Source organism: Streptomyces sp. NPDC002845 (assembly GCF_053591955.1).
In genome coordinates, this window is sequence record NZ_JBSFUU010000002.1 from 1 (window position 1) to 23,678 (window position 23,678).

Genomic DNA, 23,678 nt, shown 5'->3' on the forward strand with positions numbered 1-23,678 from the left:
CCGCACACTGCCCACCCACACCTCAGCCCGGGGCCCAGGGGGCGGAGCCCCCACGGGCCGGGGTCGAAGGGGCGGAGCCCCTGGGGGATGGGACGGGTAGGGGCGGCGGGGGCGAGGAAACCACGCGGTCGACCCCCACCCCTCCCGAGAACTCCGCCGCCCCAGCGGCATATGCGTGCCGATCGGGGGAACGAGTGCCCCCGATGGCCCGTCTCCACAAGCGAGGCGGCTCGCCATCTGCTGACAATGGCGAAGACCCTCGCGCAGTGTCCGTGCGGGCGAGACTACGATGTAAGCCTTCACGTCACAGCACCCACTTCGCCAACCCGAAAAGCCGTCAACGCTCCACTTGGGAAGGCCAGACGAATCCTGATGGGGAACTCAATGTCGTTCATCGGCCGTGACATGGCTGTCGACCTCGGGACCGCCAACACGCTGGTGTACGTCAGGGGTCGCGGGATCGTACTCAACGAGCCGTCCGTCGTCGCGATCAACACCAACACCGGTGGCATCCTCGCGGTCGGTGCGGAAGCAAAGAAGATGATCGGTCGGACGCCCGGCAACATCGTCGCCGTACGTCCGCTCAAGGACGGCGTCATCGCCGACTTCGAGATCACCGAGCGGATGCTCCGCTACTTCATCCTGAAGATCCACAAGCGGAGGTATCTCGCCCGCCCACGGGTCGTCGTCTGTGTGCCCTCCGGGATCACCGGCGTCGAACGCCGTGCCGTCATTGAGGCGTCGTCCCAGGCCGGCGCCCGCCAGGTGCACATCATCGAGGAGCCCATGGCCGCGGCCATCGGCTCCGGCCTGCCGGTCCACGAGGCCACGGGCAACATGGTGGTGGACATCGGCGGCGGCACCACGGAGGTCGCGGTCATCTCCCTGGGCGGCATCGTCACCGCACAGTCCATCCGCGTCGCGGGCGACGAGCTGGACAACGCGATCATCCAGCACATCAAGAAGGAGTACAGCCTGCTTCTTGGTGAGCGGACGGCCGAGCAGATCAAGATCACGATCGGTTCGGCGTACGACCTCGACGCTGACGAACACACCGAAATCCGCGGCCGGGACCTCGTCTCCGGGCTGCCCAAGACCGTCGTCATCTCCGCGGCCGAAGTACGCAAGGCCATCGAGGAACCCGTCAACGCCATTGTCGACGCGGTCAAAACCACCCTCGACAAGTGCCCGCCCGAGCTCTCCGGCGACATCATGGACCGCGGAATCGTTCTGACCGGCGGCGGAGCCCTGCTGCGCGGTCTCGACGAGCGGCTGCGCCGTGAGACCGGTATGCCGATCCACATCGCCGAGGACCCGCTGGACAGCGTGGCGCTCGGCTCGGGCAAGTGTGTCGAGGAGTTCGAGGCGCTGCAGCAGGTGCTCGACGCCCAGCCCCGCAGATGACGTAACGCTTCGATTCCGCCGTACGAGACGAACCCTTCTCGTACGGCGGATCGTTGGCATGGAGGCATAGGCTCCCCCATGACATCCCGCTTCACCATCCCGCTTCACACCCGTGAGTGCCTCGCGGAGGGCCTCGCGCTCGGGGCGGACTCCTTGTTGAGTATGTGAGTATTTCGAACTGACCACTCCTGACCACTCCTGACCATTCCGACGAGGAAGGCACGGCCGCCGCACGTGAGGGACACACGAGAGAGCCGGCTGCTCCTGGTGCTGCTGATCGCCATCGCGTTCGCACTGATCACGGTGGACATCCGCGGCGGGGAGGACTCACCGGTCGACGGTGCCCGACAGGCCGCGGCCGCCGTCTTCGGCCCGATCGAGGACGGGGTGGCGACCGCGGTCGACCCCATCGGCAACGCGATCTCCGCGGTCCGTGACTCCGGCGACCGCCACGACCGGCTCGCCACACTGGAGAAGGAGAACGCGGCGCTGAAGGCGCGCCTCGGCAGCGACGACCGCAACCGCAGCCGGATCAACCAGCTCGACAAGATGCTCAAGACCGCCGCCAACGGGCAGTACGGCATCAAGGGCGCCGAGGTCATCGCCATAGGGGCCGCTCAGGGGTTCTCCTGGACCGTCACCATCGACATCGGGTCCAGCGACGGGATCACACGCGACATGACCGTCCTCAACGGCGACGGGCTCGTCGGGCGCGTCACCACCGTCGGGCCCCACACCTCCACCGTGCTCCTCGCCAACGACCCCGACTTCACCGTCGGTACGCGCATGGAGGCCACCGACGAACTCGGCTTCGCCTCCGGGCAGGGCGACCGCCCGCTGCGCGTGGAGCTCCTCAACGGCAAGGCCAAGGTGAAGCAGGGCGACCGGCTCGTCACCTTCGGCTCGCAGGCCGACAAGCCGTTCGTGCCCGGCGTACCGGTGGGCGTCGTCTCGCGCGTCGACCCCTCCGGCGGCGATCTCACCCGCACGGTCTACGTCACGCCGTACGTCGGCTTCACCAAGCTCGACATCGTCGGCGTCGTCGTCCAGGCGCCCCGCAAGGACCCGCGCGACACCGTACTGCCGGACAAGCCGAAGCCGACCCCCACACCAACCGTGACGGTGACGGTCACCCCGGACGCGTTCGCGCCCGCCGACGGACAGCTGCAACAGCAACTGCAGAACCAAGAGCAAGAGCAGTAGGAGCTGACACCCCATGCGCTTCAACCGGATGCTGCTCTCCGCCACCCTCGTGATCGTCGCCCTGGTGGTCCAGGTGAGCGTCCTCTCCCGCCTCCATCTCCCGGGCGCCGTACCGGACTTGGTGCTCCTCACCGTCCTCGGCCTGGCGCTCGTGTACGGCCATGTCGGCGGCGCCCTCGTCGGGTTCGGCGCCGGTCTGCTCGCCGACCTCGCCCCACCCGCCGATCACGCGGCCGGGCGGTACGCGCTCGTGCTGTGCGTCGTGGGCTACCTCGCCGGCCTGGTGAAGCCCGACAACGGGCAGTTGAGGTCCGCCACCGGGCCGATGGCCGTCGTGGTCGCCGCCGCCGTGGGCACGACCCTGCTGTACGCCGGTGTCGGCGCCCTCGTCGGCGACACCGCCGCCCGCCATGTCGGCCTCGGCAGCCTGCTGTTCACGGCCGCCCTGTACGACCTGCTGCTCGCGCCCTTCGTCGTCCCCGGGATCATCGCCCTGGCCCGGCGCGCCGAGAACGATCCGCTCGCCGAGACCAACTCCGCCACCAAGGCTGCCGATGTCTCCTCCGGCACGGGGCTGCGCATCGGCAGCCAGCGCGGCGGGCTCCGGATGAAGGCGGCCCGGTCGCGGATGGCCCGCGCGGGACGCATCAAGGGGGTCAAGCGGCTGTGAGAGCGGGCCAGTTGACAGCGAGACAGTTGACAGCAAGGCAGTTGGCAGCAGGGCAGCTGACAGCAGCACACCGTGCGACGGCAGGACACCGTATGACAGCGGCACGCCGTACGACCGCAGCACGCCGTACGAACTGAGGGGAGGGGAACATGACCAACATCCCGGAGACCGGACGGACCCCACGGGTACAGATCCGGCTCGTCATCATCCAGATCCTCGTCGTCTCCCTCCTGCTCACCCTCGGCGGCCGCCTCTGGTACCTCCAGATCCGCGAGGGCGAGGCCTACGCCAAGGAGGCGTCCGGCAACCACGTGCAGCAGGTCGTGCAGCCCGCCGTACGCGGCTCGATCCTCGACGCGCGCGGCGTGCCGATCGCCGACAACGAGACCCGGCTGGTCGTCTCCGCCTCCCGCACCGACCTGCTGAAGATGAAGGACGACGGCAAGGCGGTCCTCACCAAGCTCGCCGGGGTCCTGGGCATGAAGCCCCAGGAGGTCATGGACAAGGTCCGCCTCTGCGACTCCGAGACCCCGCAGCCGTGCTGGAACGGCTCCCCGTACCAGCCGATCCCCATCACCGACGAGGCCACCGCCCGCCAGGCCCTGCAGATCCGCGAGCGCTCCGAGGACTTCCCCGGCATCACCGCCGAGCCCCAGGCCGTACGCCGCTACCCGGCCCCCGGCGGCGCCAACACCGGCCAGGTGCTCGGCTACCTCTCGCCCGTCACCGACGAGGAGATCCAGCAGGCCCAGGACACCGACTCGCCGTATCTGCGCTCCGACCAGGTCGGCCGCAGTGGACTGGAACGCCAGTACGACAAGGAGCTGCGCGGCAAGGCCGGCGTCACCCGCTACGAGGTCGATAACCTCGGCCGGGTCATGGGCGAGGCCCAGAGCGACCCCACCGAGCCCGGCTCGAACCTCGTCACCAGCATCGACGCCCGGGTGCAGCGCATCGCCGAGTACGAGCTCAACGAGGCGATGAAGGAAGCCCGCAAGCAGTTCGACGACAACACCGGCGAGAACTACAAGGCCGACTCCGGCGCCGTCGTCGTCATGGAGGCCAAGACCGGCCGTGTCGTCGCGATGGCCTCCAACCCGACGTACGACCCGAACGCCTGGGTCGGCGGCATCTCCGCCAAGGACTACGCCAGGCTCACCGGCAAGAAGTCCAACTACCCCCTGCTGAACCGGGCGATCCAGGGCCAGTCGGCCCCCGGCTCCATCTTCAAGGTGATCCCGACCGCGGCCGCGGTCAATGCCGGCTACTCCTTCGACGGCCCCTACGAATGCTCCAGTTCGTACTCGATCGGCAACCAGGTCTTCAAGAACTTCGAGTCCCAGAGCTACGGTCCGATCAGCCTCGGCCGCGCCCTGGAAGTCTCCTGCGACACCGTCTTCTACCGGCTCTCCCACGAGGAGTGGAAGCGGGACGGCGGCATCAAGCCGAAGAAGAACACGGCGGACTGGTTCTACAAGACCGCCCACCAGTTCGGCCTCGGCGCCGAGACCGGCATCGACCTCCCGAACGAGGTCACCGGCCGCGTCCCCGACCGCCGGTGGAAGCGGGAGTACTGGGAGGCCAACAAGGACGCCTGGTGCAAGTACGGCAAGAGGGGCGGCACATACGCCGAGCAGATCGCGTACGAGAACTGCCTCGAAGGCAACCAGATGCGCGCCGGTGACTCCGTCAACTACTCCATCGGCCAGGGCGACACCCTCGTCACCCCCATCCAGATGGCCACCATCTACGCGGCGATCTCCAACGGCGGCACCCTCTACGACCCCACCGTCGGCAAGGCGATCATCAGCCCCGACGGGCAGCGGGTGACGGAGATCGAGCCGAAGTCGCACGGCAAGCTGCCGATGACGAAGAAGACCCGCGACGAGATAGACGAAGCCCTCGCGGGAGTCGCCACCCGTGGTACGGCCGCCTGGCGGTTCACCGGCTGGCCGCAGGACGAGATCCCGATGCACGCCAAGACGGGTACGGCCGAGGTCTACGGCAAGCAGACCACCTCGTGGTTCGCCACGTACACCAAGGACTACTCGATCGTCATGACCATCTCCCAGGGCGGTACGGGCTCCGGCGCCTCCGCCCCGGCCGTACGCAAGCTCTACAACGCGCTGTACGGCGTCTCCGAGGACGGCACGATCGACAAGAAGAAGGCCCTGCTCTCCACCCCGCAGAAGGGCCTGCCGAAGATCGAGTCCGACGGCGTGATCGACGCGCCGAAGGTCGAGGCGTACCCGCCGAAGGAGACCGAACAGGCGACGGACGAGGAGGAAGGCGTGCGGACGGTGGCCGCCGGCGACCCGGCCGCGACCGTCGCCACGCCCGCCACCGGCAACCGCGACACCCGAAGGCGCTCGGCACGCCGGGGCAAGAGGCGAAGGAACCCAAGTAGCCGAGGGAACCGAAGTAATCGAGGGAACCGAAGGAACCGAAGGAACCGAAGGAACACCACCGTATGACCGGCGCGAAGACCTTCTCCGTCTCCGGGTACGGGCCCGAACGCTCCGGCTGGACCCGGCTGTTCGCCCGCGACTCGCTGGCCCGCAGGCTCGACTGGCCGATACTGCTGTCGGCCATCGCGCTCTCCCTCATCGGCGCGGCCCTCGTCTACTCGGCGACCCGCAACCGCACCGCGCTCAACCAGGGCGACCCGTACTACTTCCTGTTCCGGCACCTGCTCAACACCGGCATCGGCTTCGCCCTGATGGTCGGCACGGTCTGGCTCGGCCACCGCACGCTGCGCACGGCGGTGCCGATCCTGTACGGCATCTCGGTGTTCCTGATCCTGCTCGTCCTCACCCCACTGGGCGCCACGATCAACGGCGCCCACGCGTGGATCGTCATCGGCGGCGGCTTCTCGCTCCAGCCCTCCGAGTTCGTGAAGATCACGATCATCCTGGGCATGGCGATGCTCCTGGCCGCCCGGGTCGACGCGGGCGACAAGCCGTACCCCGACCACCGCACGGTCATGCAGTCCCTCGGCCTCGCCACCGTGCCGATACTGATCGTCCTGCTCATGCCCGACCTCGGCTCGGTCATGGTCATGGTCGTCATCGTGCTCGGCGTGCTCCTCGCCTCCGGCGCCTCCAACCGGTGGGTGCTGGGGCTGATCGGCACGGGTGCGATCGGCGCGATCGCGGTGTGGCAGCTCAAGATCCTCGACGAGTACCAGATCAACCGCTTCGCCGCCTTCGCCAACCCCGACCTCGACCCGGCCGGCGTGGGCTACAACACCAACCAGGCACGTATCGCGATCGGTTCCGGCGGGCTCTTCGGGACGGGACTGGGCAACGGCTCGCAGACCACGGGACAGTTCGTGCCCGAGCAGCAGACCGACTTCGTGTTCACGGTGGCGGGGGAGGAACTCGGCTTCGTCGGCGCGGCGCTGATCATCGTGCTGCTGGGCGTCGTGCTGTGGCGGGCGTGCCGGATCGCCCGGGAGACGACCGAGCTGTACGGCACGATCGTCGCCGCCGGGATCATCGCCTGGTTCGCCTTCCAGTCCTTCGAGAACATCGGGATGACCCTGGGGATCATGCCGGTGGCGGGGCTGCCGCTGCCGTTCGTGTCGTACGGGGGGTCGTCGATGTTCGCCGTGTGGGTGGCGGTGGGGCTGCTGCAGTCGATCCGGGTCGAGCGGCCCATGTCGGCGTGAGCGCTCCGCTCGGGGGCGGGTGGGGCGTCGCCGGGGTCAATCGTCGCCCGGGTTAACCATGGGGGAACGGATGATGTCGGGCTTGTGTCGCTTTGGGGTCTGCCGGTGAAACGCGTGAGCGACTAAATTCAGGTCATGGCGGACACAAAGCGCGAGATCGAGCGGAAGTACGAGTCCGACGAAAGCGGGCTGCCGGACCTGACCGGGGTGGCCGGGGTCGCGAGCGTCATCGACAAGGGCGTCGCCGAACTGGACGCCGTCTATTACGACACCCCCGACGAACGGCTCGCCGCCTCCGCCATCACCCTGCGCCGCCGTACCGGAGGGGACGACGCCGGCTGGCACCTGAAGTTCCCCGTCTCCTCCGGCGTACGGGACGAGATCCGCGCCCCGCTCTCCGACACCGTGCCCCGCACCCTGGCAGGGCTCGTCCGTTCCCGGGTCCGGGACGCCGAGCTGGCCCCCCTCGTCCGCCTCCGCTCGACCCGGGACGTCAGCGACCTGCTCGACGCCGACGGCACCCTGCTCGCCGAGGTCAGCGTCGACGCCGTACGGGCGGAACGGCTCGTCGACGGGGGCCGTACCGCCCAGTGGTCCGAGATCGAGGTGGAGCTCGCGGACGGCGGGGACCCGGCGTTCCTGGACAAGGCCGAGAAGAAGCTGCGCAAGGCGGGCGTACGACCGTCCGCGTCACCCTCGAAGCTGGCCAGGGCCCTGGCGGAGACGGCGCCCAAGAAAAAGCGCAAGGCGTCCAAGGGACCCAAGGCACCCAAGGCGTCGCCGGTCACGCCCGGCGACCACGTCCTCGCCTACGTCCGCGCCCAGCGCGAAGCGATCGTCGCCCTCGACCCCGCCGTCCGCCGTGACCTGCCCGACTCCGTCCACCAGATGCGCGTGGCCACCCGCCGGATGCGCAGCGCCTTCCGGTCGTACGCCAAGATCCTGGACCGTGCCGTCACCGACCCGATCGGTGAGGAACTGAAGTGGCTGGCGGGGGAGTTGGGCGTCGACCGGGATCAGGAGGTGCTGGACGAACGGCTCACGGAGGCGCTCTCCGAGCTCCCCAGGACGCTGGTGACCGGCCCGGTCCGCACCCGGCTGCGCACCTGGTCCCACGCCCGCGGCTCCGGCTCCCGGCGCCGGCTCATCGCCGTACTGGACGGAAAGCGGTACCTGCAACTGCTGGAGACCCTGGACACCCTCGTCGAGGACCCGCCGCTGCTCAAGGCGGCCACGGGCGACCCGGAGGAGGTGATCCGCAAGGCGGTCGGACGGGACTTCGCCAAGCTGTCGGCCCTGGTCGAGCAGGCCGTCGGCCGTCCACCCGGCCCCGACCGCGACCTCGCGATGCACGAGGCCCGCAAGAAGGCCAAGCGCACCCGGTACTCGGCGGAGGCGGCCACGCCCCTCCTCGGCGGACCGGCCAAGGACCTGGTCCGCTCCATGAAGTCCCTCCAGGGCCTCCTCGGCGACCACCAGGACAGCGTGATGACCCGCGAGGCCCTGCGCGACATCGCGGCCCAGGCGCACGCGGCGGGGGAGAGCTCGTTCACGTACGGGGTGCTGTACGGGCGGGAGGAGCGGCGGGCGGCGGACGCGGAGGCGACGTTGCCCGAGGCCTGGAAGACGATGAAGGGCGCGATGGCGGTCTGAGCGGACTCAGGGCGTGACCTGGCGGGCCGTTGGTCGTTTGATCTGATGCACGGCTTCCCCGCCGACGCGGGGGTGGTCCGTCGGGAGTGCCGTGGCGTGTGTCCAGGCATACGTGGTCCCCGCCAACGCGGGGTTGCTGTGATCGCCGTGCAAGGGGTGGCCCGGAGCGCGTTAGGCTGGAGGGCCACCCCTGTCAGCTCATGAAGGTAATCCCGCGATGTCTGTCGAGTCGGTTTTCCCACAGCTCGAAGCCCTGCTCCCGCATGTGCAGAAGCCGATTCAGTACGTGGGCGGCGAGCTCAATTCCACGGTCAAGAACTGGGACAGCTGTGATGTCCGCTGGGCGCTCATGTACCCCGACGCGTACGAGGTCGGGCTGCCCAACCAGGGCGTCATGATCCTCTACGAGGTCCTGAACGAGCAGGAGGGCGTCCTCGCCGAGCGCACCTACAGCGTGTGGCCGGACCTGGAGGCCCTGATGCGGGAGCACGGCGTCCCGCAGTTCACGGTGGACAGCCACCGTCCGGTGCGTGACTTCGACGTCCTGGGTCTGTCGTTCTCGACGGAGCTTGGCTACACGAACATGCTCACCGCCCTGGACCTGGCGGGCATCCCGCTGGAGTCGCGCGACCGCACGATCGACGACCCGATCGTCCTGGCCGGCGGCCACGCGGCCTTCAACCCCGAGCCGATCGCCGACTTCATCGATGCGGCGATCATCGGCGACGGCGAGCAGGCCGTGCTGGACATGACGGAGATCATCCGCGCCTGGAAGGCGGAGGGCCGCCCGGGAGGCCGCGAAGAGGCCCTGTTCCGCCTGGCGAAGACGGGGTCGGTCTACATCCCGTCCTTCTACGACGTCGAATACCTCCCCGACGGCCGCATCAGCCGAGTTGTCCCGAACCGCTCAGGCGTCCCGTGGCGCGTGTCCAAGCACACGGTCATGGACCTCGACGAGTGGCCGTACCCCAAGCAGCCCCTGGTCCCGCTGGCGGAGACGGTGCACGAGCGCATGTCGGTCGAGATCTTCCGCGGCTGCACGCGCGGCTGCCGCTTCTGCCAGGCGGGCATGATCACGCGCCCGGTGCGCGAGCGCTCGATCACGGGCATCGGCGACATGGTCGACCAGGGCCTGAAGGCGACGGGCTTCGAGGAGGTGGGCCTGCTGTCCCTCTCCTCGGCGGACCACTCGGAGATTGGCGACATCGCGAAGGGCCTGGCGGACAGGTACGAGGAGGACAAGATCGGCCTCTCCCTCCCCTCTACCCGAGTGGACGCCTTCAACATCGACCTCGCCAACGAGCTGACGCGCAACGGCCGCCGCTCGGGCCTGACCTTCGCCCCCGAGGGCGGCTCGGAGCGCATCCGTAAGGTCATCAACAAGATGGTCTCGGAAGAGGACCTGATCCGCACGGTCGCCACCGCCTACGGCAACGGCTGGCGCCATGTGAAGCTGTACTTCATGTGCGGCCTGCCGACGGAGACGGACGACGACGTCCTCCAGATCGCTGACATGGCGACGCGCGTGATCCAGAAGGGCCGCGAGGTCTCCGGCTCCAACGACATCCGCTGCACGGTCTCGATCGGGGGCTTCGTCCCCAAGCCCCACACCCCCTTCCAGTGGGCCCCGCAACTCTCGGCGAAGGAGACGGACGCCCGCCTGGAGAAGCTCCGCGACAAGATCCGCGGCGACAAGAAGTACGGCCGCTCCATCGGCTTCCGCTACCACGACGGCAAGCCCGGCATCGTCGAGGGCCTGCTCTCCCGCGGCGACCGCCGCATCGGCGCCGTCATCCGTGCCGTCTACGAGGACGGCGGCCGCTTCGACGGCTGGCGCGAGCACTTCTCGTACGACCGCTGGATGGCCTGCGCCGACAAGGCCCTCGCCGACTTCGGCGTCGACGTCGACTGGTACACGACCCGCGAGCGCACCTACGAGGAAGTCCTCCCCTGGGACCACCTCGACTCCGGCCTCGACAAGGACTGGCTCTGGGAGGACTGGCAGGACGCCCTCGACGAGACGGAGGTCGAGGACTGCCGGTGGACGCCGTGCTTCGACTGTGGTGTGTGTCCTCAGATGGACACTTCCATTCAAATCGGGCCGACGGGCAAGAAGTTGCTGCCGCTGACGGTGAAGAAGCCTGCGGCGACCGGCTGATCCGGGCATTTCGTTGAGAGGTGACGTTGCGGTGCATCGTGGCGGTCGACATAGCGAGGATGAGGTCGTCGTCTCCTGAGGTGCTCCTTGAGGGTGAGGACTGGTCAGGACTTCACTCGAAGATTTGAGTGGGACTGAGGGGGCATGGCGCAGTGACGTAATGCGAAGGCTGCGTCAGGCCCTGGCTGCCGCCGTAGGCTCGAATCATGAGCACCAACATCGGCAAGCGGCTCCAGGAGGTACGCAAGCGGCGCGGCATGACGCAGCGTCAGCTGGCGAGCGAGTCCGGTGTGTCTCTGTCTCTGATCCGGAAACTGGGACAGGGGGAGCGGGATGACACACGGCTGGAGACCGCGCGCCGACTGGCGGGGGCGTTGCGTGTGCCCACGACGAGTCTCATCGCTGAATACGAAGACGGGAATGACGCGGCGCCCGGGGCTTCAGAACGCTGGGAGGCTGTCCGTCGTGCGCTCGTGGCTCCGGTGGGTGCGGATGGGCCGAGTGAAGAGCCGACCGTGGATGGTGTACGGACGGCCGTTGAGTCCGCCCTTCCGCTCTTCTCCCGGGACCGGTTCGCGGAGCTGAGCGTCGTTCTGCCGCCGTTGCTCCGGGACGCGGATCTCGTCGCCGAGAGCGGCGCTGAGGGGCGGGCGGTGCGTGTTCGGCTCTCGCAGTTGACGGGCTGGCTGCTGACGCAGACGCGGCAGTTCGAAGCGGCGGACATTGCTCTGACCCGGTCTCTGGAGGATGCCTCGGACCGGCTTCAGGCGGCGGTGACGGTGAACACGCAGTGCTGGCTGCTGTTGCGTCGTGGGCGGCTGGCTGAGGCACGGGAGCTGGCGACCCGGTGGGCCGATGAGGCAGAGCCGCGTATTTCGCGGGCGACTCCGGCGGAGCTGAGTGCGTGGGGCTGGCTGCTGCTGCGTGCCTCTGCTGCGGCCATCCGCGACAACCGGCCCGGGGAGGCGGAAGACGCCTTGCGGTACGCCAACTCGGCAGCGGTTGCGATGGGGCGTGAGTTCGCGCCGCGTGGTGACTTCCTGCAAGCCTTCGGTCCGGTCACGGTGGCTCTGAAACGTGCGGAGAACGCCATGATCGTCGACAAGCCGGACCTGGTGCTCAAGCTCTCGGCGCGCATCCCGACCGGAGGCATGCGGCCCGCCTCCAACAACCGCAACCGTCACCTCCTCGACGTGGCGGAGGCCCATGCCCGCTCGCACGATTACGCGAAGACGGTCGAGGTGCTGCAAGGCATCCGCGCAGACGCCCCCCAGTGGCTGCCCAACCAGCGGTACGCGCGGGACATCTTCGGCCGGGTGATCGCACGTCGGCGCACGCTTACCCCGGAGATGCGGAGCCTTGCCGACGCTATCGGCGTACCGCTGTGACGCCGTGTGGCACTTCGCGCTGGCACCTCGCCAAAGTGCCATTGAGGCGTGTCCGTACTGCTACCTAGCGTTATCGGTATGGCGACTCAAGGCAGAGCGGCAGAGACGGCGGTACCTGAGGCTGGAGCCCTCGTCTACGACCCGGCGACGCGCAGGGTCGGCGAGTTCCAGGACATAGTCGGCCCGTACTCCATGCTGCGCCCGGTGGGCGGTGGTCGTGAGTGGGAGGCCGATCCGGCGTTGGTCCGGCCGGCGACATCGGAAGAGCGGCTCAGCGCGGGTGTCAAGGCCGCCAACGAACGATCGGGGCGTGCGCTGTGGGAGCGCATTCAGCAGTCGCTGTGAGCGTGCACTCGATGGACGGTGAGACGTCGCCCCCGAGTGAGAACTTCGCCGAGCCGCAGGACTGGGTGCTGGAGCATTCGGTCGGCACCCGTCGCACCACACCTACCGGGAAAACATCACGCGGCCATACCGCGCCTGGCGGAGGGCGTGATGCCAGTTCGCCAGACGAGCACAACGCCAGGCAGTCCAACAGTCGGAGGAGTGCAGCCCGTGACCACACTCATTGACGTCCCGATCTCGAAATCCTTCGCAGGGATCAACATGCTTGAACTGGAGATCAGCGGCAAGTGCCAACTCGCCTGTCAGCACTGCTTTTCCGAGTCCCACCCGCAAGCGACCCACGGCGCCATGACTCCGGCGGACTGGCGGGCGGTGATCGTCGACGCGGCGGCGCTGGAGATTCCTCAGGTCCAGCTCATCGGCGGTGAGCCGACGGTCAACCCGCACTGGATCGAGTACACGGATCTTGCACTTTCCCTTGGGCTGCGGGTGCAGGTCTACAGCAATCTGTTCCATGTGCGGGACGAGTGGTGGGAGGTGTTCCAGCGGGACGACGTGACGCTGGGGACGAGCTACTACAGCAACGACCCGGCGGAACACGACAGGATCACGGGGCGATCGGGCAGCTACATGCGGACCCGGTGCAATATCCGCGAGGCTGTCCGTCGGGGCATCCCCGTGCGCGCCGGAATCGTCGCGGTCCTCCCGGGCCAGCATGCTGCCGAAGCACGTGAGGAACTGCTGTCCATGGGCGTGACACAGATCAACACCGATCGTGTACGGGCGGTCGGGCGCGCTGCTCTGCCGGGCCGGACACCGACCGTGGACGAGCTGTGCGGGAACTGCGGGCGCGGGCGGGCTGCCGTGCTGCCGAACGGGAACCTGTCCGGGTGCGTGCTGTCGCGGTTCCTGCCCACGGGCAACGTCCGGGAGCGGCGGTTGGCTGACATCCTGGGAAGTCCCGAATGGTCGCAGATGCTTGCCGGTATCCCGCCCCGCTCGCGCGGTGCCTGCACGCCGGACGACTCGGGCGACTGCGATCCGGCGAACACCGAAGCGTGTGACCTCGCGTACGACTAGGAGGAACGGCGTGGAGTGGGAGAAGCACGCCGCGAGGCTGGCGGACGAGGTGACCGACCCCGTGTCCCGATGGCGTGATCCGGTGGCGAGCACGCCACGCCATGATCTTGTGCCGCGCTGGTGGGAGCGGGCGGAGGGTGGGTGGGTGCTGCGTGATGGGCGGTCCGACCCTGAGGGGTGGCTGGTTGCCGCGTACTCCGATACGTCCTTGGTCACGCGTGTGGGTGGACTGCACGCAGACCACGCTCGGGACGACGACAGGCCGTGCGGACTGCCCACCTCGTCGTCGACGCTGCCCAGCCTCGTGGTGCGCTTCCTGCGGCACGCCAGGCTGGCTGAGGGCCTGGACCTGCTCGACCTCGGCACGGGCGCGGGTGGGCTGGCGGCGTACGCGGCGCGGCGCCTGGGGAGTCGGCACGTGACGAGCCTGGACGTCGACCGGTACCTGACCGATGCGGCGTCCGGTCGGCTCGCGCACATGGGCCTCCATCCGCAGTTCGTCGCCATGGACGCCACCCGCAGCATTCCCGGCTTGTACGACCGGATCGTCGCGACGGTGGCTCTGGAGCCGGGACAAGGGCTGGTGCCCGTGCTGGGCGCTCTTCGCCCTGGCGGGCGCCTGGTGACCACTCTCGCCAATACGTCGCTGATCCTCACCGCGTGGAAGACCGAGGATGGCGGGGCGGTGGGGCAGATCGAGCGGGACTGGGCGGGGTTCATGAAGACCCGGCACGGCACTGACTACGTCCCCGGCCTCGGTGACCTGCTCGCGCACGCGCGCGAGGCCGAGGGGACAGAGGTAGCGGTGGGTTGGTATCCCGTCCTCGACGTGGCCTCCGCGTGGGAGCTGCGGTCCATGCTGGAGATCACCACACCGGGGGTGGAACTCGACTACGAGGAACACGGGCGGCGCCGGACGGCGTACATGGTGCACGCGGACGGTTCATGGGCCCGAGCCTCCGCCGAACGGCTGGACCCGCCGGAAGTCCACCAGGGCGGCCCACGGCGCCTGTGGAGCCAACTGGAACGCATCCGTAACCGCCTCAACGCCGAGGGCGGATTGCCGCTGTACGGCAGCCGTGTGGAGGTCACCCCGGACGGGGTGTGCCATCTGTCCCGAGGGAAGTGGACGGCGACGCTCGGCACGTGACCGACGGACCGTCCGCCTCGGCGTTCCACCAGGCAGGGCTGATGCTTTTCCGCCGCGCTTCATCTTTGCGCAGGGCGGGAGTGGCCCAACACCCTAGTTACGACTCGTCCGCAATGGCCCGAGCGGACTATGGAGTGGCGCCGTGTCACCCGAATGGGTGACGGCATTGAGCAGACGTTGCGCCGCTGCGGAATTGCCTGAGGCACGTGGATGGGCGAGCTGGCGGTTGCGGGATAAAGTTGTCTGATTACTGGTGGTTGTGGGGCCAGGACTGTGGGTGGGTGAGACCTGGTTCTGGTGGGGAGGACCTGTACGCAGATGAGTCGTCGCTCCAATGGGTTGATCAATGTCTGGGCCGAGGCGCAACGCCAGCAGCAGCGTCAGATGGAGGCGCAGGCCCGGTGGCAGCGGGACCAGGAGCGACAACAGCGCGCGTATCAAAGGGAACTGGCGCGTGCTCACCGGGAGCAGCGGGCGGCGTACCGGCAGCAGCGTGAGGCGGATGCCCAGCGACGGACCGACGAACTGGACGCGCGGGTCGAGGCCCTGCAGGGCTTGCTGGCGGCGGGGTCCCGGGCTCCGGCGTTCAGAGCGGCCATGCTCACCCGCTCCGAACGGCTGGAGCCGTTCGCGCCGGGAACGCTTGCGCACCCGATCCCCATGCCGCACCCCGACAGCTACCAGGCGCAGGGCGGCTGGACGGCCAACCGGCGGGCACAGGCGCAGGCGGAGTCGCGGGCCCGGTTCGAGCACGACTGGTACGCGGCGCAGGCCGCGGAGGCGCAGCGCCAGCAGCAGTTGGCCGCGTACCAGCGGCAGTACGAGCAGTGGGCCGAAGCGCAACTGGCGGACATCCGTCGGCACAACACCGGCATCGCCGAGATGACAACGGCCCTGCGCAACAAGGATCCCGAGGCCGCCGTCGACTACTTCTCCGCTGCCCTCTACTCCTCTTCCTCATGGCCCGAGGACATGCCGCGCCAGGTGTCCGCTGCGTACGACCCGGCCGCACGGCAGTTGGTGGTGGACTGGGAGCTGCCGAAGTGCGAGATCGTCCCCGAGGCGAAGTCCGTGCGGTACATGCCCACCGCCGACCAGGACAAGGAGACGGCCCGGCCGGTCGCCCAGCGCCGGGCGCTGTACCGGGACGTGCTCGCGCAGTGTGTTCTGCTGGTGCTGCACGATCTCTTCGCGGCCGACGAGTTCGACGCGCTCGAGTCGGTGGCGCTGAACGGATTCGTGGACGATCACGATCCGGCGACCGGCAGACAGGCACAGATCTTCCTGGCGACCGTCATGGCTCCACGGTCCGTGTTTACCGGGCTGCATCTGGAGCAGGTGAGCGCGGTCGACTGCCTGATGGACGGGCTCCGGGGCCAGCTGTCGGCCCGGCCCGACCAACGTGCCGCTGTGCGGCCGAGCCGTCGGCCCGAGGAGGTCGGCGGTGGCGTCGTCACGCATGGGGGCGACGAGGAACCGGATCTGTACGAGATGGACCCGATCGCCTTCGAGTCGCTGGTTGCGGACCTGTTCCGGGCCATGGGCATGCAGGCGGTGACCACGCAGCGTTCCAGCGACGGCGGCGTGGACGTCGACGCGCTGGATCCGGCCCCGATCCGGGGCGGCAAGATCGTCGTCCAGGTCAAGCGGTATCGCGGCACCGTGTCCCCGAGCGCCGTCCGTGACCTGTACGGAACGGTCCAGGGCGCCGGAGCCAACAAGGGCGTCCTGGTCACGACGTCCCGGTTCGGACCCGGCTCGCACACCTTCGCCAACGGCAAGCCCCTCGAACTGGTCTCGGGCGGCGAACTCGTCGACCTGCTGCACCGGCACGGCCTCCGCGGGCGCCTGGGCAGCGGCGGCGGCCGCGCCGTTCCCGCCCAGCGGACGGCACCGGACGAGCGGGAACCGATGGACGACCACAGTGTGCTGGGCATGTCCTGGGCCGGAGACGTGGCGCTGGACGTGTGCGCACTCGTCTGTTCCGGCAACCGGGTCCTCAGCGACGACCACTTCGTCTTCTTCAACAACCCCCGGACCCCTGACGGCGCCGTCCACGCCCTCGCCGTTCCCGCACCGGACAAGGCCGCGATCCGGGTGTCCTTCGACGCACTGCCGCAGCGGGCCGACCGGCTCGTCCTCGTCGCCGCGATCGACCCCACCGTGAATCCCGACGCTGACCTGTCCGGCTTCACCGACGCCCGCATCCGCCTACTGGACCCTTCCAGGAACGAGCTCGGCCAACTCGACGTCTCCGACGGACGTGTCCACGAGACCGCCCTGGTCCTCGGCTCCTTCCGCCGCCGCGCCAACGGTGACTGGGACTTCGTCCTCGGTGGCAAGGGGTACGTGGGCGGCTTGGAGGCGCTCGTTCAGGAATACGGCATCGACGTGGAGTGACGTCGCGCGGGCACCGGCGCCCACCGGCCGTCGCATCCAGTCGCATCCAATGGGGAATGTGACGCGTCTACCCAGTCATGGATCTCGAAAAGCCACCGACCGGTCGGCCCGCTGATCAGTCCGCCGGACAGTCCTCTGAAGGCTGCCTCGTCGTCGCCATTCGGCTGCCCGTGCGGATTGTGGTGTTCGTGCTTGTCGTGCCCGTGCGGGTGGCGTGGGACGCGCTCGTCGTGGGTGGGCGGGTGCTGAGGGACGTCGTGTTGCGGCCGGTGGGGCGGGCGTTGGGGTGGGTGGGGCGGGCGCTGTTCGTGTGGCCGTGGGTGGGGTTGTGGCGGTATGTCGTGGCGCCGGTCGGGCGGGGGGTGGGGTGGCTCGGGTATCGGGTCGTCGTCGTGCCTGGTGTGTGGCTGTACCGGTGTGTGCTGGCGCCGGTCGGGCGTGGGGTCGCTTGGGTCGGCCGGGGGGTCTGGGCCGGGGTGGTCCGGGTGGCCCGGGGGGTCGGGGCCGGGGTCGGCTGGGTGTACGCGTGGGTGCTTGCGCCGGTCGGGCAGGGGATCGCTTGGGTGGGCAGGGGAGTCGGGCTTGTGCTCGCCGCCGTCGGGCTGGGGGTGTACGGGGCTGCGGAGTGGCTGGTGCGGTACCTCCTCGTGGTGCCGTCCCTGTGGCTGTATCAGTACGTGCTCACGCCTGTCGGGCATGGGGTCGTTTGGGTGGGCGGTGGGGTGCTGTGGCTCGTCCGGAGGGTTTTCGCCGGGGTTGACGTGGTGGTCTATTGGGCGGTGCGGGTGTTGCTCGTGCTGCCCGTGCTCGCCGTGTGGCGCTGGGTGCTCGTGCCGGTCGGGCGGGCCCTCGGTGTCGTCGTGCGGGAGGTGGGGGAGGCGCTGGGGCATGCGTGGCGGGTGGCGGGGCACGTCTCGCTGGTCGTCGGGCGGTTCCTCGCGAACCTCTTCCGGTGGACCTTCGTGGAGCCGGCGCGATGGGCGTACCGGACCGTGCTCACGCCCGTCGGGCACGTCGTACGGGACGTGCTGTGGCGGCCCGCGGCGGAGGCCGCGCGTGGTGTGGGCAGGGTCACGCGGCAGGCCCTGGCCTCGGCGGGGGAGGCGGCGCGGCAGGCCAGGGCCGACTTCCGGCGGATGGTCTTCGGGGAACGGGCGAAGCAGCCGGCGGTGGCCCGGCGGGAACACGGAGCCGGTGCGGCACGTACTCTTGGTAGCAGTACGACCGCACTCACGAAGGACTAGGACACTGGGCAAGCGACAGCCCGAAGGCCCGCCGCCCGCACCCGCGGTGCAGCGCATCCGACTGCGCTACACCAAGCGCGGCCGCCTCCGGTTCACCAGCCACCGCGACTTCCAGCGTGCCTTCGAGCGCGCGCTGCGCCGCGCCGAGGTACCCATGGCGTACTCGGCGGGGTTCACGCCGCACCCGAAGGTGTCGTACGCCAATGCCGCACCCACCGGCACGGGCAGTGAGGCGGAGTTCCTGGAGATCGCGCTCACCGAGGCGCGCGATCCGGACAAGCTGCGCGAGCTCCTCGACGAGTCGCTCCCCACCGGGCTCGACATCATCGACGCGGTCGAGGCCCACACCTCCGGGCTCGCCGACCGGCTCACCGCGTCCGTGTGGGAGCTGCGCCTGGACGGCGTGGACCCGGCGGAGGCTGGGCGCGCGGTCGAGGCATTCAAGGCCGCCGAGATCGTCGAGGTCCAGCGCAGAACCAAGAACGGCGTGCGGACGTTCGACGCCCGCGCCGCCGTTGCCAGTCTTGAGGTCGGCCAGGGAGCCGCTCTCCAGACGCACAGTTCCGAGGCTGATAGGCCGACCGACCAGCCCTGTGCGATACTGCGGCTGGTTGTTCGGCACGTGACGCCTGCCGTACGACCCGACGACGTCCTGTCCGGTCTCCGCGCCGTGGCCGACCTGGCGCCGCCGGTCCCCGCAGCGGTGACCAGGCTGGCGCAGGGGCTGTTCGATGAAGAGACCGGCACGGTGACCGACCCGCTCGCGCCCGACCGCGAGGCAGCGGTGGCCCTCTCGACGGCCGCTTCCGCTGCCGCCGCGAAGGCGCCGGCGTAAGGAAGGTCTCGCGTAAGGACGGACGCCGAAGCGCCGCCCTCGTATCCGGGAGCCACCTGGGTCGGGCAGCGCACCGACCAGAAGACTTTCGCCAGGCCGTACGCAACACGGCGTACGGAACCGGCGAGACAGGACACAGAGAGCTCCCGTGCGGCGCCCGCGCCCCGGACGGCGGCAGCGCGCATCGCGCGAGCCGCGGACGTCAACGGCGACATCGCCGGACCAGGCGCGGCGCCCGGGAGCCTGACGGGAGAACCGCCCGCATGCTCGAACCGATCGAACCCACAGAGGGTTCCGAACACAACACCCCCAGCGACACCCTGCCGCCCCGGCGGCGCCGTCGCGCCGCGTCCCGCCCCGCGGGACCCCCGGCCGCCTCCGCCGAAGCCGAGGCCGCCGCCGAAGCCGTGGCCGAGACCACGGCGCCGACCGTGGCGGTCGCACAGTCCAAGGACCTTGCGGCGGCCGACGCCGAGGTCATGGACATCACAACGGCCATGGCTGAAGGCGCCGAAGAGGCCGAAGAGGTCCAGGAAGCGGTTGAGGCCGCTGTTGAACCTGTTGAAGAGGCCGCGCCCGCTGGTCGTACGCGTCGTCGTGCGACCCGGCGTGCCTCCGCGCCGGCCGGTGCGCCGAAGGCGGCGGAGAGCGACGCGGCCGCCGAGACGGTCGTGCCCGCGGCTGCGGCCGAGGCTGCGGTTGCCGCCCCGGTGACCGCTGTCGAGACCGAGACCCCCGCCGAGGAGGTCGTCGCTTCCGAGGACGCCGCTCCCCGCCGTACCCGCCGCCGGGCCACGCGTCGCGTGTCCGCGCCTGCCGGGGCCCCCGAGACCGCCGAGGTCGCCGAGGTGCCGGCCGCCGCCGTTGAGGAGGCCGCGCCCGCCGGTCGTACGCGTCGTCGTACGACCCGGCGTGCCTCCGCTCCCGCCGGTGCGCCCCAGGCGGCCGAGGCTGCCGAAGAGGTGCCCGTGGTCGCTGACGGCGAGGTCGTCGAGGCCGTAGAAGCCGTGGAGGTTGCCGAGGAGACCACTCCGCGTCGTACCCGCCGTCGGGCCACGCGTCGCGTGTCCGCGCCCGTGACCGAGGAGGAGCCCATGGCCGCTGCCGAGGAGCCGGAGGAGGCGCAGGCGCCCGCCGCCCAGGAAGCCGAGGAAGTCAGGGAAGCCGAGTCGGTCGAGAAGGCCGAGCAGGCTGAGCAGACCGAGCCGGTCGAGAAGGCCGCCCCGCGTCGTACGCGTCGTCGGGCCGTGAGCAAGGCCGCCGCCGGGTTCGCGGCGCCCGCGCCGCAGCCCGCCTCCGAGGCCGCCGAGGTCCCCGAGGCCGACGAGGGGGCGCGTCGTCCGGCGCGGCCCGCGGTGGCGGTGTTCCAGGCGCCGGTGTTCACCGAGCCGATGTTCCAGACGCCGGAGCGGGCGGCTGCCGCCGCTGCCGCCGAGGCCGTGGAGGAGGAGCCCGAGGAGACCGAGGCGCCCGAGGCCGCCGTGCTTCCCGAGGAGGCGAGCACCGGGCCGAGGCGCCGTCGCCGTCGCCGGGGTGCGGAGGACGCGCCCGCGGCTGTGGAGACGACCGTCGACGAGGCGGAGGAGGCCGAGGAGGCCACCGAGGCCGAGGACACGGCCGAGGGTGACGAAGCCGAGGAGACCGGGTCGCGCCGTCGCCGTCGTCGTGGTGGCCGTCGCCGTCGCCGGGGCGAGTCCGCCGAGGCGGAGGGCGAGTCCGCAGAGGGCGAGGAGTACGCCGCCGAGCAGACCGCGCGGGCCGATGAGGACGCCGCGGACACTGCCGAGCGTGCCGATGAGGACGCCGAGGACGAGGACCGCGACGAGCAGTCCGGCGGAGCCGGCTCCAGCAGCAGCCGTCGGCGCCGTCGCCGTCGCCGTCGTGCCGGGGACTCGTCCACCGAAGCCGAGCCGACGCAGGACGACCCGGAGCGTACGGTCGTCAAGGTGCGCGAGCCGCGCAAGAAGGACGAGCCGTCGGACGAGGTGCAGTCGATCAAGGGCTCGACCCGTCTGGAGGCCAAGAAGCAGCGGCGTCGGGAAGGCCGTGAGCAGGGGCGTCGCCGCGTTCCGATCATCACCGAGGCCGAGTTCCTGGCCCGCCGTGAGGCCGTCGAGCGCGTCATGGTCGTACGTCAGTACGGCGACCGTACGCAGATCGGCGTCCTGGAGGACAACGTGCTCGTCGAGCACTACGTCAACAAGGAGCAGTCGACCTCGTACGTCGGCAACGTCTACCTCGGCAAGGTGCAGAACGTCCTGCCGTCGATGGAGGCCGCCTTCATCGACATCGGCAAAGGCCGCAATGCGGTGCTCTACGCCGGTGAGGTCAACTTCGAGGCGCTGGGGCTCGCGAACGGTCCCCGTCGTATCGAGTCCGCCCTCAAGTCCGGGCAGTCCGTGCTCGTGCAGGTCACCAAGGACCCGATCGGGCACAAGGGCGCGCGTCTGACCAGCCAGGTCTCGCTGCCGGGCCGTTACCTCGTGTACGTCCCCGAGGGCTCGATGACCGGCATCAGCCGCAAGCTGCCCGACACCGAGCGGGCCCGGCTGAAGACCATCCTCAAGAAGATCGTCCCCGAGGACGCGGGCGTCATCGTGCGCACCGCCGCCGAGGGCGCGAGCGAGGACGAGCTGCGCCGCGATGTCGAGCGGCTCCAGGGGCAGTGGGAGGACATCAAGAAGAAGGCGAAGAGCGGCAACGCGCCGAGCCTGCTGTACGGCGAGCCGGACATGACCGTCCGCGTCGTGCGCGACATCTTCAACGAGGACTTCTCCAAGGTCATCGTGAGCGGTGGCGACGCCTGGGAGACCATCCACGGGTACGTCTCCCATGTCGCCCCCGACCTCGCGGACCGTCTGCAGAAGTGGACGAGTGAGGTCGACGTCTTCGCGACGTACCGGATCGACGAGCAGCTCGCCAAGGCGCTGGACCGCAAGGTGTGGCTGCCGAGCGGTGGTTCGCTGGTGATCGACAAGACCGAGGCGATGGTCGTGGTCGACGTCAACACCGGCAAGTTCACCGGTCAGGGCGGCAACCTCGAAGAGACGGTCACCAGGAACAACCTGGAGGCGGCCGAGGAGATCGTGCGCCAGCTGCGGCTGCGTGACCTGGGCGGCATCGTCGTCATCGACTTCATCGACATGGTGCTGGAGTCCAACCGGGACCTGGTGCTGCGGCGCCTGCTGGAGTGCCTGGGCCGGGACCGTACGAAGCACCAGGTGGCGGAGGTGACCTCGCTGGGGCTGGTGCAGATGACGCGGAAGCGGGTCGGCCAGGGGCTGCTGGAGTCCTTCTCCGAGAACTGCGTCCACTGCAACGGGCGTGGCGTGATCGTGCACATGGACCAGCCGACCTCCGCGGGCGGTGGCGGCAAGCGCCGCAAGCGCGGGCGTGGGGGTGCCGAGCAGGAGCACGTCCACGAGGTCGTGCCGGAGGTGGCGGAGGCCGACGTCGTCGAGACCGAGGCCGAGGTGGCCGCCGAGGTCGCGGAGCCGGTGGCGCCGGCCGCGCCGTCCGCGGCGGAGCCGCTCATGGGTGCAGTCGAGCCGGACGAGGAGCTGTACAGCAGCGTTGCCGAGGCGGAGGCCGCGGTGTCCCGTGGGCGTTCGCGCCGCCGGGCGTCCCGGCGGGCGTCGGCGCCGTCCGGTGCCCCGAAGTCGCGGGAGGCCGCCGAGCGGGTGCCCAAGTCGCGGGAGGCCGCCGAGGCGGAGCCGGTCGCGGTGGAGGACCCGGTCGTCGAGACGCCGGCCGAGGTCGAGGAGGCCGCACCCAAGGCCGCCGAGCCGGTGAGCGCCGAGCCGGTGACCGCCGTGGAGGAGCCGCCCAAGGGCCGTACGCGGCGCCGGGCCACCCGTAAGGTGTCCGCGCCGGCCGGGCCGCCCGCGGGGGCGGAGGAGGCCGTGGTGACGGAGCCGGTCGCGGCGCCGGAGCAGGCGGAGGCTGCCGTCGAACAGCCCGCGCCCGAGCCCGCTGCCGCGGAGGAGCCGTCCGAGGCACCCTCCGAGGCCGCGGCCCCCGCCCGTCCGCGCCGTCGGGCCGTCCGCAAGGCCACCGCGCCCACGGCGCCCGCGGAAGCGGCCGTCGTGGTCGTCCCGTCGACTCCGGCCATCGAGGCCGAGGCTCCGGCGGGCGCCAAGGAGGCCAAGGAGGCCGGAGACGCCGAGGAGGCCGAGGGCGCCATAGACACGGCGAAGGCAGCCGAGGCCGCCGGGGTCGCCGGGGAAGCCGAGGAAGCCGCCCCGGCCAAGAAGACGGCCCGTAAGACGGCGAAGAAGGCCACGGCCAAGAAGGCCGCCACCAAGAAGACCGCGGCCAAGAAGACGGCCGCGAAGAAGGCGACGACCAAGAAGGCGACGAAGGCGACGAAGGCGACGAAGGCGACGTCGAAGAAGACGGCGGCGGCCGCCCAGAAGGCCTCGTCCACGGTCACGGCCTCCACGGCCGACACGACCGCGACCGACGAGGGCTGAACCGCC

16 protein-coding genes are annotated in these 23,678 nt (G+C 70.0%); all 16 read left to right on the forward strand.

The window, feature by feature from the left end:
- The first annotated feature begins 384 nt into the window (after positions 1 to 384).
- The 16 genes from ACWD3C_RS01280 (at position 385) to ACWD3C_RS01355 (ending at position 23,672) form a co-directional block, all read left to right on the forward strand.
- Positions 385 to 1,404: a rod shape-determining protein gene (locus tag ACWD3C_RS01280; protein WP_004931372.1), complete on the forward strand. Its 1,020-nt coding sequence runs from the start codon at positions 385 to 387 to the stop codon at positions 1,402 to 1,404.
- 234 nt (positions 1,405 to 1,638) lie between these two features.
- Positions 1,639 to 2,607, forward strand: a complete 969-nt coding sequence (mreC, locus tag ACWD3C_RS01285; protein ID WP_451138785.1) for a rod shape-determining protein MreC — start codon at positions 1,639 to 1,641, stop codon at positions 2,605 to 2,607.
- 13 nt (positions 2,608 to 2,620) lie between these two features.
- Positions 2,621 to 3,277, forward strand: coding sequence for a rod shape-determining protein MreD (gene mreD / locus ACWD3C_RS01290; protein ID WP_451138786.1), 657 nt, complete (start codon positions 2,621 to 2,623; stop codon positions 3,275 to 3,277).
- A gap of 149 nt (positions 3,278 to 3,426) precedes the next feature.
- Complete coding sequence (gene mrdA / locus ACWD3C_RS01295) at positions 3,427 to 5,751, forward strand: penicillin-binding protein 2 (protein WP_451138788.1); 2,325 nt, start codon at positions 3,427 to 3,429, stop codon at positions 5,749 to 5,751.
- Positions 5,748 to 6,947, forward strand: a complete 1,200-nt coding sequence (gene rodA / locus ACWD3C_RS01300) for a rod shape-determining protein RodA (protein ID WP_451138790.1) — start codon at positions 5,748 to 5,750, stop codon at positions 6,945 to 6,947. The genes mrdA and rodA overlap by 4 nt, the downstream gene beginning before the upstream one ends.
- Before the next feature lie 135 nt (positions 6,948 to 7,082).
- Positions 7,083 to 8,600, forward strand: a complete 1,518-nt coding sequence (locus tag ACWD3C_RS01305; protein ID WP_451138792.1) for a CYTH and CHAD domain-containing protein — start codon at positions 7,083 to 7,085, stop codon at positions 8,598 to 8,600.
- A 217-nt stretch (positions 8,601 to 8,817) separates the two neighbouring features.
- Positions 8,818 to 10,758: a TIGR03960 family B12-binding radical SAM protein gene (locus ACWD3C_RS01310; RefSeq protein WP_451138794.1), complete on the forward strand. Its 1,941-nt coding sequence runs from the start codon at positions 8,818 to 8,820 to the stop codon at positions 10,756 to 10,758.
- Positions 10,759 to 10,964: 206 nt separating this feature from the next.
- Positions 10,965 to 12,146, forward strand: coding sequence for a helix-turn-helix domain-containing protein (locus tag ACWD3C_RS01315; protein ID WP_451138796.1), 1,182 nt, complete (start codon positions 10,965 to 10,967; stop codon positions 12,144 to 12,146).
- Between the two features lie 78 nt (positions 12,147 to 12,224).
- Positions 12,225 to 12,491, forward strand: coding sequence for a hypothetical protein (locus ACWD3C_RS01320; RefSeq protein ID WP_451138798.1), 267 nt, complete (start codon positions 12,225 to 12,227; stop codon positions 12,489 to 12,491).
- 61 nt (positions 12,492 to 12,552) lie between these two features.
- Entirely contained in the window at positions 12,553 to 12,642 is a 90-nt protein-coding gene (locus ACWD3C_RS01325) for a DUF7848 domain-containing protein (protein ID WP_451139208.1), read from the forward strand.
- Between the two features lie 59 nt (positions 12,643 to 12,701).
- Complete coding sequence (locus ACWD3C_RS01330; RefSeq protein WP_451138800.1) at positions 12,702 to 13,571, forward strand: radical SAM protein; 870 nt, start codon at positions 12,702 to 12,704, stop codon at positions 13,569 to 13,571.
- Positions 13,572 to 13,581: 10 nt separating this feature from the next.
- Positions 13,582 to 14,721, forward strand: coding sequence for a methyltransferase domain-containing protein (locus tag ACWD3C_RS01335; protein ID WP_451138802.1), 1,140 nt, complete (start codon positions 13,582 to 13,584; stop codon positions 14,719 to 14,721).
- Positions 14,722 to 15,039: 318 nt separating this feature from the next.
- Complete coding sequence (locus ACWD3C_RS01340; RefSeq protein ID WP_451138804.1) at positions 15,040 to 17,121, forward strand: restriction endonuclease; 2,082 nt, start codon at positions 15,040 to 15,042, stop codon at positions 17,119 to 17,121.
- 77 nt (positions 17,122 to 17,198) lie between these two features.
- The gene (locus ACWD3C_RS01345; RefSeq protein ID WP_451138806.1) at positions 17,199 to 18,365 is read left to right on the forward strand and encodes a hypothetical protein; all 1,167 of its coding nucleotides are present in this window, start codon (positions 17,199 to 17,201) and stop codon (positions 18,363 to 18,365) included.
- Positions 18,366 to 18,411: 46 nt separating this feature from the next.
- On the forward strand, positions 18,412 to 19,200 hold the full coding sequence (locus tag ACWD3C_RS01350; RefSeq protein ID WP_451138808.1) for a TIGR03936 family radical SAM-associated protein: 789 nt from the start codon (positions 18,412 to 18,414) through the stop codon (positions 19,198 to 19,200).
- A gap of 263 nt (positions 19,201 to 19,463) precedes the next feature.
- Positions 19,464 to 23,672 carry an Rne/Rng family ribonuclease gene (locus tag ACWD3C_RS01355; protein ID WP_451138810.1) on the forward strand — a complete coding sequence of 1,403 codons (4,209 nt, stop codon included), beginning with the start codon at positions 19,464 to 19,466 and terminating at the stop codon, positions 23,670 to 23,672.
- The last annotated feature ends 6 nt before the right edge of the window (positions 23,673 to 23,678 follow it).